The organism is Pilimelia anulata (genome assembly GCF_014647895.1).
Lineage (GTDB): Bacteria > Actinomycetota > Actinomycetes > Mycobacteriales > Micromonosporaceae > Pilimelia > Pilimelia anulata.
On record NZ_BMQB01000013.1, the window covers coordinates 115356 to 126827 of the forward strand.

The 11472-nt window shown below is 73.3% G+C and carries 12 protein-coding genes; 8 read left to right on the forward strand and 4 right to left on the reverse strand.

What is annotated here, in order from left to right; all coding sequences use genetic code 11:
• Window positions 1-129 precede the first annotated feature (129 nt).
• Window positions 130-549: a VOC family protein gene (locus IEY94_RS22090; protein WP_229784345.1), complete on the forward strand. Its 420-nt coding sequence runs from the start codon at window positions 130-132 to the stop codon at window positions 547-549.
• Window positions 550-556: 7 nt separating this feature from the next.
• On the opposite strand, the gene IEY94_RS22095 is transcribed toward IEY94_RS22090, so the two are convergent.
• The 3 genes from IEY94_RS22095 to IEY94_RS22105 form a co-directional block, all read right to left on the reverse strand.
• The gene (locus tag IEY94_RS22095) at window positions 557-1708 is read right to left on the reverse strand and encodes a SigB/SigF/SigG family RNA polymerase sigma factor (RefSeq protein WP_189172156.1); all 1152 of its coding nucleotides are present in this window, start codon (window positions 1706-1708) and stop codon (window positions 557-559) included.
• Between the two features lie 167 nt (window positions 1709-1875).
• Window positions 1876-3276 carry a hypothetical protein gene (locus IEY94_RS22100; RefSeq protein WP_189172157.1) on the reverse strand — a complete coding sequence of 467 codons (1401 nt, stop codon included), beginning with the start codon at window positions 3274-3276 and terminating at the stop codon, window positions 1876-1878.
• Window positions 3277-3332: 56 nt separating this feature from the next.
• Window positions 3333-3722: a hypothetical protein gene (locus tag IEY94_RS22105; protein WP_189172158.1), complete on the reverse strand. Its 390-nt coding sequence runs from the start codon at window positions 3720-3722 to the stop codon at window positions 3333-3335.
• Window positions 3723-3856: 134 nt separating this feature from the next.
• On the opposite strand from IEY94_RS22105, the gene IEY94_RS22110 reads away from it, so the two are divergent.
• Window positions 3857-4510, forward strand: a complete 654-nt coding sequence (locus tag IEY94_RS22110) for a DUF4190 domain-containing protein (protein WP_189172159.1) — start codon at window positions 3857-3859, stop codon at window positions 4508-4510.
• Between the two features lie 6 nt (window positions 4511-4516).
• Here IEY94_RS22110 and IEY94_RS22115 read toward each other — a convergent pair whose 3' ends face one another.
• Window positions 4517-4972, reverse strand: a complete 456-nt coding sequence (locus IEY94_RS22115; RefSeq protein WP_189172160.1) for an NUDIX domain-containing protein — start codon at window positions 4970-4972, stop codon at window positions 4517-4519.
• A 449-nt stretch (window positions 4973-5421) separates the two neighbouring features.
• Between IEY94_RS22115 and IEY94_RS22120 the strand changes: the two genes are divergently transcribed.
• The 6 genes from IEY94_RS22120 (at window position 5422) to IEY94_RS22145 (ending at window position 11286) form a co-directional block, all read left to right on the forward strand.
• Entirely contained in the window at window positions 5422-7053 is a 1632-nt protein-coding gene (locus IEY94_RS22120) for an ABC-F family ATP-binding cassette domain-containing protein (RefSeq protein ID WP_189172161.1), read from the forward strand.
• A gap of 279 nt (window positions 7054-7332) precedes the next feature.
• Window positions 7333-7545 carry a hypothetical protein gene (locus IEY94_RS22125; RefSeq protein ID WP_189172162.1) on the forward strand — a complete coding sequence of 71 codons (213 nt, stop codon included), beginning with the start codon at window positions 7333-7335 and terminating at the stop codon, window positions 7543-7545.
• Window positions 7542-8054: a DUF6879 family protein gene (locus tag IEY94_RS22130; RefSeq protein WP_189172163.1), complete on the forward strand. Its 513-nt coding sequence runs from the start codon at window positions 7542-7544 to the stop codon at window positions 8052-8054. Before IEY94_RS22125 ends, IEY94_RS22130 begins: the two co-directional genes overlap by 4 nt.
• A complete protein-coding gene (locus IEY94_RS22135) occupies window positions 8035-8643 on the forward strand; it encodes a helix-turn-helix domain-containing protein (RefSeq protein WP_189172164.1) in 609 nt (202 codons plus the stop codon). The genes IEY94_RS22130 and IEY94_RS22135 overlap by 20 nt, the downstream gene beginning before the upstream one ends.
• A 1124-nt stretch (window positions 8644-9767) precedes the next feature.
• Window positions 9768-10268 (forward strand): SigE family RNA polymerase sigma factor, encoded by a 501-nt coding sequence (locus IEY94_RS22140; RefSeq protein ID WP_189172165.1) that lies wholly within the window; start codon window positions 9768-9770, stop codon window positions 10266-10268.
• A gap of 334 nt (window positions 10269-10602) precedes the next feature.
• Complete coding sequence (locus IEY94_RS22145; RefSeq protein ID WP_189172166.1) at window positions 10603-11286, forward strand: DUF4232 domain-containing protein; 684 nt, start codon at window positions 10603-10605, stop codon at window positions 11284-11286.
• Window positions 11287-11472 lie beyond the last annotated feature (186 nt).

Here is an 11472-nt window from a genome sequence, read left to right on the forward strand (position 1 = left end):
CCCCGACCCCGCGACCCCGACCCCGACCCCGCAGCCCCGGCGCCCGGCCGGCGCCGGCTGCGGGCGTCCGGTGCGGTGGCGGGTGGCTGATAGCGTGGCCGGCAGCGTCGCGTGCCGGTCACCGGCCGGGTGAGGCATGGAGGCGCCGGAGGCCGGGAGGCCACCATCGCTGTCCAGTTCAACCACACCATCGTCCACGCCACCGACCGGCGGGTCTCCGCCGAGTTCCTCGCCCACATCCTCGACCTGACCGTGGGCGCCCCGTTCGGTCCGTTCCTGCCGGTGGACACCGCCAACGGCGTCACGCTCGACTACGCGACCGTCCCGGCGGGGACCGACATCGTCATCCAGCACTACGCGTTCCTCGTCTCGGAGCCCGAGTTCGACGCCGCGTTCGACCGCATCCGGGCAGCGGGGATCGCGTACTTCGCCGACCCGCACGAGCGGCAGCCGGGGGAGATCAACCACCTGTACGGCGGCCGCGGGGTGTACTTCCGCGACCCCGACGGGCACGGCATGGAGATCATCACCCAGCCGTACCGCCGCTGACGGGCGCTCAGACCGCGGCCGGCTCCTCGAACAGCCGATCGAGGCCGGCCGTGGTGAGCACCCGGCGCACGTGCCCCGGCGCCCGGCGGACGACGAACCCCACGCCCGCCTCGGCGGCCGCGGCCTCGGCCGAGAGCAGCGCCGCCATCCCGGCGGCGTCGATGAACGGCACCTGGGCGAAGTCCACGGCGACCCGGGCCGCCCCGCCGCGCTCCTTGATCGCCCGCAGCAGCTCGTCCCGGACCATCCCGGCGGCGTCCCGGTCGATCTCGCCGGTGACGGTCACCGTGACCACCGCCGGGTCGACGGCGGTCACCCGGGCGGACGGCACGGTGCTCGCCGACGACTCCGGCCAGGCCGCCGGGGCGTCGCTGAGCATCGCCGTCCGCAGCCAGGTCAGCGCCTTGGACAGCAGCCGGGACACGTGCATCTGGGAGATGCCGAACTGCGCGGCGATCTCGTCCTGGGTGTGGTTGCCGTAGAAGCGCATGGCCAGGATGCGCCGCTCCCGGGCCGGCATGCGCCCGATCAGCGTGGTCACGGTCAGCCGGTCCTCGACCAGGCTCAGCTCGCCGTCCGGGGCGCCCAGCAGCTCGCCCAGCTCGGCCCGGCCGTCCTCGGAGACGGGCCGGTTCAGCGACGTCGCCGTGTACGCGGCGGCCAGCTCCTGCCCGGTCCGGACGTCGGCCTCCACCACCCCGAGGTAGTCGGCGATCTCGGCGATGTTCGGCGCCCGGGACAGCTCGCTGGTCAGCACCGCCGTCGCCTGGGTGACGTCCAGGCTCAGCTCCTGGAGCCGCCGGGGTACGTGCACGCCCCACGAGTGGTCCCGGAAGTGCCGGCGCAGCTCGCCGGTGATCGTGATGACCGCGAACGCGGTGAACGAGCCGCGCGCCGGGTCGTACCGGTCGACCGCCTTCACCAACCCCAGCCGGGCCACCTGCTCAAGGTCCTCCAGCGGCTCGCCGCGGTTGCGGTACCGGCGGGCCAGCCGCGCGGCGAACGGCAGCGCGGCCGCCACCATCGCGTCCCTGGCCCCGCGCCGGGGTGCCCCATCGGGCAGCTCGCCCGCCCGGCGGGCGTAGGTCTCCGCGGCGGCGTCCAGGTCGAGCAGGTCGCCGGAGTCGGTCCGGCAGCCGGGGCCCACGGCGGTGCGCATCGCGGCTCCCTCCCGTGGCTGGCGGCCGATTCCTCATCCGGGGTGGATGTGATCACTCGAACGTGAGACCAGGTTTAACACGAATTTTCGGGGTTAGTCCGGTGATTCAGGAATCAGCCGCCCTCCCGCGCGCACCCCTGCGCTCAGCGAGCCCCGGGCGGGAAAGGTCAGTCGATAACGAGGCCGAGCGGCTCCCCGTACCGGCGCAGCCGCTCGACGGCCGTCCCCGGCGCCAGCGCCGGCGGCAGCGGCAGGTCCTCCCGCAGCTCCGCCAGCACGCTGGTCGCGTGCCGGGTGGGCAGCGTGCCGTACGGGTAGCTGCGGGTCCCCACCCGGTCCACCGCGGCCCGCTGGCTGGAGAACCAGGCCACCGCGTCCCACTGGCGCAGCGGCGCCACCACCGCCGACGGCCGCCCCGGCGGCTCGATCAGCACGTCGATGCTCCGGAACGCCGGCGATCCGGCCACCCAGCACTCCGCCTCGGCGACCTCGGCCCGCAGCGGCGCCTCGCACCAGTACGGCACCAGCCCGCAGCGCAGCACCTGCCCCGGGTCCAGCAGCCGGCCGCAGCCGACCGCCAGCCGGTCCCCGGCCTTGCCCGACTCCACCAGCCACGCCCGCACCGCCTGCGCCACCGCGGCGCTCAGCGCCCCCGGCCGGGCCACCCCGACCCGGTGCTGGCGCCGCCCCGGCGCGCAGGCCCGCAGGTCCGCCTCGAACTCCGGCTCCAAACCGTGCTCGCCCAGCGCCCGGGCCGGCGGCATCGCCGGCGGCAGCCAGGTGTGCGGGTCGCCGTCCGCCCGGCGCAGCGCCTGGACCAGATCCGGGCCCGGCCGGACGTACTCGTCCGCGGCCAGCCCGCTCGCCGGCCCGCCGAGCTGGAAGCTGTGCCCGCCGCCCGGCCCGAACACCGGCCAGGTCCGGCAGTCGGCCACCGTGATCACCGGCGCGCCGGGCCGCAGCCGGTCGAGCAGCCGCCGGTACGCCGCCGGCACCCGCCGCCACCGCGCGAACAGCGTGATCGTCGTCCCCGCCGCCGGCCCGCGCAGCACCGGGTCGTGCACCTGCCGGACGGCCAGCGTCGGGTTCGCGCTCAGCAGCGCGCTCGCGCACGCGGCCCCGTGCCGCTGCGCCGCCTCCGGGTCGTCCACGGCCCCGTCCGGCCACCGGACGGTCACCTCGAACCCCGCCGGCAGCCACGGCACCCCCAGCGTCGCCGCCAGGTGCGCGGCCGCCCCGTGCGGCGACCCGATCAACACCGCCGGGTACGCCCGCTCCGGGTACCGCTCGACCAGCCAGGCCGCCACGGCGTCCGCGTCGACCCGCTTCAGCTCGTCCGGGGCCAGCGCCACCCGGGCGGCCCCGCGGGCGAGCGCGTCGTCCTCGGCGGTGGCCGCGTACCCGCGGGCGCGCGACACCGCGGTCGGCTCCGCCAGGTCGTCGGCCACCTGCCCGGCCAGCGCCCGCGCGGTCACCGCGACGAGGACGCCGCCGATGCTGTCGGCGGTGACCACCCGGTCCGCCGCGACCGCACCGTCGCCGGGGTCACGAACCTCGTCGTACGACATGCGGCCGTGCTTCCCGCGAGGGAAATCCCTAAACGCCTGACCGAACGCGGACCGGTTCAGACCGCCACATTCGCCCGCCGCCGCAGCACCGCGACCACCAGCCAGACCAGCCCCGTACCGGCGACCAGCCCCGCGGCCAGCAGCACCGCGCCGACGCCCCACAGCCCGCTGTCGTCCGCCGCCGAGGCGGTGACGGACCAGGCCGCGGTGAAGCTGACCGGTACGACCGCCAGCGGCAGCCACGGCCGCACCCACCACGCCGCGGCCGCGGCGAGCGCGAGCAGGGTGAGCGCGCACCCGGCCACCTGCCACGGCGCGTACGCGACCGCGCCGGTCGCCGGGTCGGGCGGGGTGGCCCAGCCGCACCAGGCGAACCAGCTCAGGGCGCTGAGCGCGGCGAGCGCGAGGGCGGCGGGGGCGACGACGGTACCGGGTCGGTGGGCCATGCCCCCCATCCTCGCCGCCGGATCGACCGGAGCGGATGAGCCCCGGTACTCATTCGCCCGGATCGGTCCGGCGGCCGCCGGACGGTGGTTACCGTGAGGTGACGCGAATTCGGGCGGACGCGGGGGTGTACCGGATGTCGGACGGACCGGGCGACGCGCAGCGCCCACCGGCGAGCGACCCGCCCCCGGACCCGGCCGCGCCGGACCCCACCGCAGCGGAGCCCACCCCGGAGGCCGCCCCGCGGCTGCCCGACGGGGCTCCCACCCCGGGTGACACCGAGCCGCCGCCCGCCGGCGCGGAGCCCGGCCCGCAGTCGGCGGACGGTCCCGCGCCGGCGGCGGACGGGTCCGGGGTGGCGTCGGATGCGACCGAACCGGTGGTGGGCGCGCCGGAGCCGGTGGCGGGTGCGGCGGAGGCCGGGGGCGCGACGCTCACCGCGGGCGAGCCGCCGGACGCCGGGTACGCGGCCGGGCCCGACGGGGAGGCGCCGCCGCCGATCGAGGGGTACCCCGCCGCCGGCGGGCTGCCGAGGCCGGCCGAGCGGTCGCTGGCCGCCCTGGGCGCCGTGGTCGCCGGGGTCCTCGGCCTGGCGACGTCGTTCTGCTGCTTCGTCGGCGTGCCGTTCGGCCTGGCCGCGATCGTGGCCGGCGCGTTCGGCTACCGGGACACCGGACCCGGCCGCCGGGCCGGCCGGGGGATGGCCGTGGCCGGGATGATCCTCGGCGGCGTGACCCTCGCGGCGGTCGCGGCGATCACGCTGGTCGGCGGCGTGCTGCGCAACCGCTGACCGGCCTCAGGACTGCGGGTCGCCCCGCTCCAGGTACACCGCGCCGCCGGCCCGCCGCGCCGCCAGCGCGGTCCGCAGCCGCTGGGCCAGCCGCGGCACGGTGACCGCGTCCAGCTCCGCCTCGGGGACGAATATCGCCTCGGCGATCTCCCCGTCCGCGAACCGCAGCCCCGCCAGGTCGTCGTCGGCCAGCCGCCCGCCGTCGAAGACGAACATCAGCTTGTCGCCGTCGGCGGTCCGCGGCGCCCAGTCCACGACGAGCAGCGGGCCGAGGGCCAGGGCCAGCCCCAGCTCCTCGGTCAGCTCCCGGACGCAGGCGGCCCGCGGCGACTCGCCCTCCTCGACGAGCCCGCCGGGGATCTCCAGGGCGTCCTTGTAGGTGGTCCGCAGCATCAGCACCCGCTCGGCGTCGTCCACGAACAGCACGCCCGCGGCCAGCCCGGTCCTCGCGCCCTCACTCATCCGCCCACCGTACGGCGCCCGCCCGCGCGATCCGCCCGGCCCGCGCCCGCCGCGCCGGCACCCGTCGACGCTCCCCGCCCGACCTGCCTCCTCCGGCGCGATACGCGCCCGTCCGCGGTGCGCCCGGGCCGATCCCGTGCGGCCGGATCACCTTGATCCCGGCGGTCGGTCCCCTGCGGCGCGCCCCACCCTCCGCGGTGCGCCTCGACGCCGCCCGGCGCCGACCCCTCCCGCAGCCGCGAAGCTCGGCCGCCGCGGAAATCGCGTTGCCGGCGGTCCGGCGCCGGTGGCAGGCTGGTGGGATCCGGGCCCGGTGGGGCGGCCGGCGAGCGAGGTGGGGTGCGATGAGGATCCGCGACGGAGTTGCGCAGCCCGCGCGCTGACCCCCGTTCGACCCGGCCCGGCCGGCCCGGGCGTCGGCGCACCCGCCGACCCTCCCGGGAGCCCCCATGCCAGCCGCCCGCGCGGACCTCCGCGACGCCGCCGTCGTCCTCACCGACGTCGGGCTGACCCGGCCCGACGGCACCGTCACCCTGTCCGGCATCAGCGCCGCGCTGGGCGCCGGCCGGACCGGCCTGGTCGGCGCGAACGGCGCCGGCAAGTCCACCCTGCTCCGGATCGTCGCCGGCGACCTCACCCCGACCCGCGGCCGCGTGCACACCTCGGGCCCGGTCGGGTACCTGCCGCAGGCCCTGCCGCTCGCCGTGCGCAGCACGGTCGCGGACCTGCTCGGCGTACGGGAGAGGATCGCGGCCCTGCGCGCCCTCGAGGCCGGCGCGCCCGACGCCGACCGCCACCTGGCGGCGCTCGCGGACGACTGGGACGTCGAGGACCGCGCCACGGCCGCGCTGCGCCCGCTCGGCCTGGCCGCCGCGGACCTGGACCGGCCGGTCGGCGGCCTGTCCGGCGGCGAGGCGATCCTGGTCGCGACCGCCGGCCTGCGCCTGCGCGGCGCGCCGATCACCCTGCTGGACGAGCCGACGAACAACCTCGACCGGACCGCCCGCACCCGCCTGTACGACCTGGTCGCGGCCTGGCGCGGCGCGCTGGTCGTGGTCAGCCACGACCCGGCACTGCTCGACCTGATGGACGACACGGCCGAGCTGTACGCCGGCCGCCTCACCGTCTTCGGCGGCCCGCACGCGCAGTGGCGCGCCCACCTCGACCGCGAGCAGGCGGCCGCCCGCCGCGCCGAGCGCACCGCCGAACAGGCCCTGCGCACCGAACGCCGCCAGCGCGTCGAGGCGGAGACCAAGCTGGCCCGCCGCGCCCGCTACGCCCGCACCGACTACGTCAACAAGCGCCGGCCGCGGGTCATCATGAAGCTGCGGGCGGCCGAGGCGCAGGTGTCGGCGGGCAAGCTGCGCACGGAGTACGACGAGAAGGTCGCCGCGGCCCGCACCGCGCTGGAATCGGCCCGGGCCCGGCTGCGCGAGGACCACCGGATCCGGATCGACCTGCCCGATCCCGGCCTGGCCCGCGGGCGCCGGCTGGCGGAGCTGTGGGGGACGAACCGGACGTACACGATCCGCGGCCCCGAGCGGGTGGCGCTGGTCGGCGCGAACGGGGTGGGGAAGACGACGCTGGTGGAGCGGCTGGTGTACGGGGTGGAGGTGCCGGCGCGGGCGGTCGCCGTGCGGGCGGTGCTGACGACGGAGCGGGTGGGGTACCTGCCGCAGCGGCTCGACGGGCTGGACGAGGGGCTGAGCGCGCTGGACAACGTGCGGGCGGCGGCGCCGGGGGTGGCGCCCGGGGTGGTGCGGGGGCGGCTGGCGCGGTTCCTGCTGCGCGGGGACGCGGCGGAGCGGGCGGTGGCGGGATTGTCGGGCGGGGAGCGGTTCCGGGTGGCGCTGGCGCGGCTGCTGCTGGCGGAGCCGCCGGCGGAGTTGCTGGTGCTGGACGAGCCGACGAACAATCTGGACGGGGAGAGTGTGGATCAGTTGGTGGATGCGCTGACAGCGTACCGCGGGGCGCTGCTGGTGGTGAGCCACGACGACGCTTTCCTTGCCCGCCTGCACCTGACCTCGGTACTGGAATTGGGTGCCGACGGCGCGCTCGCCGATTGCGGCCCGGTGGCCTGATGTGTGTTCGGTCCACTGCCGCCGCCGACGATGTCGTCCGTCGGCGAGTGGGCCGGGGCGTCGTGAGGGACCGCCGCCCCGGCCCTTGACCCGCGCGCTCCGGGCGGCGCCGCGCTGCTTCGCCACCGCCGCCAGGGCGCCGTGCGTGCGAGTCATCCGAGAGCTTGCCGGCGCGCGTTCGGCGGGAACAGCGATTCTCAACAATTTGCAGGTTGACCTGTCGGCTCGCTGTATCCACGATGGAGGCGAAACCAATGCGTTCGGCAGGACGGGGCTTTAGTGAAGATCGAGTTTCTCGGCAAGGATCCGGATTCTTTCCCCGAGCAGTGTCCGAGCCTCTATCGCACCGATCGGGGCAGCTATCTCGTGCAGGGTTGGGTGGTGACCGATCCCGAGGCGCTTTCCGCGATGCGTATTCCCGAGGGCGAGACCGTAGTGGAGATACCGGCGCGCCTGATGCCGCTCTTCCACGCCCAGCCGAGCACTCGATGAGGGAGGTTCCGTACAGCACACTGCGGAGCCTTGTCGCCGGTATCGATGACAACTTCGTTCATCTGGAGTTGCGCGATACCTACGGCACCGACGTGGAGATCCCCAAGCTCCGCGCGTTCCTCGACGGGAAGCCCGACGATCATGTGTGGCTGGAGCAGTACCTGTCGGACATGCGACGGCACACCGCCGCCGGGCGGCGGTGTCGACGACTGCGGATCGTGTCCGAGCCCCTCAGCGACTATCAGCGGTGGGGCGCGACTCTGGTGCCGCTGTTCCGGCGGGCGGGCGAGGACGCGCGTTACCTGCCCCGGCGGCAGACCTCGACGCTCCTGCTGCCGGGGAACGACTTCTACGTCTTCGACAGTCGAACCGCGCTGTTCCTGCACTACTCCGGTGGCGGGAGCATCGTCGGACGGGAGCTGACCACCGAGCCCGACGTGGTCCGGACGCTACTCGACGCCTTCGAGCGGGCGTGGGCGCTGTCCGACGTTGAATACCTCCCCGAGTAGCGTCGCTCGGGCACGCCGTGAACTGGGTGCCCGCCTCCGCCGGATCAGGAAGGACGCCGGTCTGACGGGGCGGGCGCTCGGCCTGCTCACCGCCCAACACCTGACCCGGATCTCGCGGATCGAGAACGGCATCCAGTTCCCCACCCGCCAGCAGATCGTCGACTGGTGCACGGCGTGCGGCGCGGCGGACCGGATCGAGGATCTGACCACGATCGCGGCGAACATCGAGTTCTCCTACCAGGAATGGCAGACCGAGGCCCGAGCGGGCCTGCGGCGCTTGGGTGGGCATCGGGTCAACAATCTATTCCGGGACACCGTCCATTTCAGGATTCACGAGGTCGCCATCGTGCCGGGACTGTTCCAGACGGAAGCGTACACGCGGCGAATGCTGGATTTCTGGCACCGCTTTCTCGACGACGTGCCGCCCGACATCGAGGAGACGCTCGCCGTCAAGCAGCAGCGGATCTCGTGGGCGATGCGACCGCGCAACCGGATCATCGCCATCCTGAACCAGCAGGCGCTCGAACCCGGTGGGGCGGCGTCGCGGAGCACATCGAGCAGCTCGAGGACGGCATCAAGGCGGACCTGACCGGGTCGTCACCGCCGTCTGGGACTGACTGATCGTGATCATGTGCCGATCGCGCTCCCCAGCGGCTCCCGGGCGGGCCGGGAACGACGTCAGGGCCGATCCCCATCGCTGGAGAACCGGCCCTGAGCTGGTGTTTCTGTGGTCGGGGTAGCCGGATTTGAACCGACGGCCTCTTCTTACCGGCCATCATGACCATTAGCTTGTGGTCGGTTGTCATATCTGCGCGCTGACCTGCCGAAACATTGAACCGCGCTGATCAACGGTCGTCACTTCTTGTGAACGCTTCGCAAGGGTTTTCGGGGGGTAAACGGGGGGCGTCATCCGGCCGTGTCGCCTGGCCGACGACCCACCGTGGCAGCAGAGGCGGGTACGGCGCCAGCGGCCGGGCTAGGACGAGGGCAAGGCGGCCACTGTGAAGCGGCTGGGGCTTCCGGGTGCACACAGATTTAGCCAGTTTCGGCCGGCCAGCATAGCAATTGAACCGACGAACTACGCTTGCCAACGTTGCCGTCTAAAGCTCGTCACTGATCGTCAGAATTGGGCCATTGACTTTGGTAAACGTGGGCTCGGGCTGTTCATCGGTTGTCGCTGCTTGTCAGTCCGTGGCAGGTTTTTCGGGCCGTAAGCGGGTCACCCGGTTCGTCCTGCGGCGTTTGCCGACCGGCAAGCGACCATGCTGATTGGACCGACAACGCGGCCGGTCGTCGAGCGGCTGCTGGTCCACAGAGTCTGTACTTCGGCCGCCCGTGGGATGGGCAGCACCGCGCAAACCCACAGGTTGACCTTGGGCTGTAGCGGGTTGTGCCGATGCCCCGCTCGTCGTCTGACCGCCAAGACGTCCTCCGTCGACTGTCTGCCCTGCGCCGGTACTAACAAGGCGGTCGCCGTTCGCCTCACAAGCCGCTACCGCCACCCAGGGTCACCGCTGTTGCCGCATGGTGGACCCGCCCTCGCCAGCCCTCGCGGTGATGCGGCATAAGCCCTTCCGAACGATGATTGGCGGAAGACCGGCCGCCCGCACGCCCCGTCGGCAGGCCCGTAGAGTGCGAGTCCCAGACGTAATGTGATGCGGGTCACAAATTGCAGCAATGCTGGTTGCTGGGGTGTCATAGGGACATGGCGCAGTGGGAGGCACCGGACAGTTTGCCGGGTATGTGAGGGTACGTCATCCCGAGTTGTTGCGTTTTGCGTTGGCTCTGAGTGGTAGCCGGTACACCGCTGAGGATCTGGTGCAGGAGGCGTTGGAACGGGCGGCGCTGCGGTGGCGGAAGATCGAAGGCGATGATCCGGAGGGATACATCCGTCGGATCATCGTCAACCAGAATCTGAACCTACTGCGGTCACGGCGGCGGGAGCGTCTCGTTGGTGAGGCGCCCGAACCGTCCACCGATGGTGCAGAGAGCCCGCACGATGAGGCGTTGGAGCGGGCGTTATCCAGTCTGCCGCGACGGCAGCGGGCGGCGGTGGTTCTGCGGTACTACCTGGACCAGTCCGACGAGCAGATCAGCGACTTGCTCGGCATCTCCGCTTCCAGCGTCCGCAGCAGCATCTCCCGCGCGCTGCTGAAGATGCGCAGCAGCGTTACCACGACTTCTCCTAGCGAGGCGGTGCTCGATGTCCACTGAAGCCCAGTTGCGCAGGCACCTGCGAGCGTTGACGGCGCCGACCTGGAACGACCCGGTGGCCCGCGTGGAGTCCGGTGTGAGGCGGCGGATCCGTCGGCGCCGGTACCAGGTTGCTGCCGCCTTCGTTGCTGTGGCAGGCGTGGCAGTGACGGGGCCGCTCGCGTGGTCTGCCTGGCCATCTCGCACGGCGCCTGCGCCGGGTGGTGACGTAGCGATGCCGTGGGTTGCCGCTGCGGCGCAGCAAGCGCCAGCGCTAGCCCGGCGTGAGCCGAGACCGGCCGCGCGACCGTGCGCGCCGACGGATCTCGGCAAGCTCGCCTGGGTACAGGAATCGGTGACCGACCGCCGCCCGGTGACGGTGACGGTCCTGGTCGGAAATGGCAGCGACAGCCGGTGCACGCTCGAGGGGCGACCGACGGTACGGGTGGGGGACCGGCCCTTGGTGGTGTCGGCCTCCGATCCGCGTGGTCCGGCGGTGCAGTACCCGGCCACGGTCGACCCGGGCGAGCCCGCGCGCGTTACGTTGACCCTCCGTGATGGGTGCGCCGCAGGCCGCACGGGCGGGGCGGTGGCGATCGTGGAGGGCGGACGGGAGATTCCCGTGTCCGGGCTGCGACTCGACGGCGGGTGCGTGCGCGCCGCCTCGGCTTGGCACGTCGAGCCGCCGCTGCTCAACCTTCCTGGTCTGGTCGCCACCATCCACGCGCCGGACAGCGCGGCGCGCGGCGAGGAGATCTCGTTTCTCGTCACGGTGGAGAACACCTCGGACAGACGCCAGGACTTTGGCGGGTGCCCGGCGTACGTCGCGGGCATCGGAGGCTGGTCGGAGAGCAGGAAGGTCAACTGTCAGATGACCTCGATCGAAGCAGGCTCGCGGGTGGACTACGCCATGAAACTCGTTGTGCCGACGAAGGGCGTTCAGGGCAAGGTGACACTGACGTGGACGCTCGTCGCCCCGGACGGTCGCGTCGTGGTGGCTGACCTCGTCGGTGGTGGCACGCCCATTACTGTGGTTTGAGAGGGGTGTGCCGCCGCTCCCTGTCGGATCGCCGACAGTGGATGGTTTCAGGGCGACTCCTGCCGGCGTCGCTGCCTATCCTTTGCGCGTCAGATGTCCTTCAGATGGGGAAACGCGTGCAGTGAGGTCCCCCCGCTTTCCCGGAGTCTTCTGATCATGGTCTGATGGCCGTGGGGAGGACGTTCT

Bases quoted from the DNA above. Each gene is read 5' to 3' on its own strand.
- IEY94_RS22110 (WP_189172159.1), top strand. From the start codon at position 3,857: ATGTCGGACGGACCGGGCGACGCGCAGCGCCCACCGGCGAGCGACCCG.
- IEY94_RS22105 (WP_189172158.1), bottom strand. From the start codon at position 3,722: ATGGCCCACCGACCCGGTACCGTCGTCGCCCCCGCCGCCCTCGCGCTC.
- IEY94_RS22115 (WP_189172160.1), bottom strand. From the start codon at position 4,972: ATGAGTGAGGGCGCGAGGACCGGGCTGGCCGCGGGCGTGCTGTTCGTG.
- IEY94_RS22130 (WP_189172163.1), top strand. From the start codon at position 7,542: ATGAGGGAGGTTCCGTACAGCACACTGCGGAGCCTTGTCGCCGGTATC.
- IEY94_RS22120 (WP_189172161.1), top strand. From the start codon at position 5,422: ATGCCAGCCGCCCGCGCGGACCTCCGCGACGCCGCCGTCGTCCTCACC.
- IEY94_RS22095 (WP_189172156.1), bottom strand. From the start codon at position 1,708: ATGCGCACCGCCGTGGGCCCCGGCTGCCGGACCGACTCCGGCGACCTG.
- IEY94_RS22100 (WP_189172157.1), bottom strand. From the start codon at position 3,276: ATGTCGTACGACGAGGTTCGTGACCCCGGCGACGGTGCGGTCGCGGCG.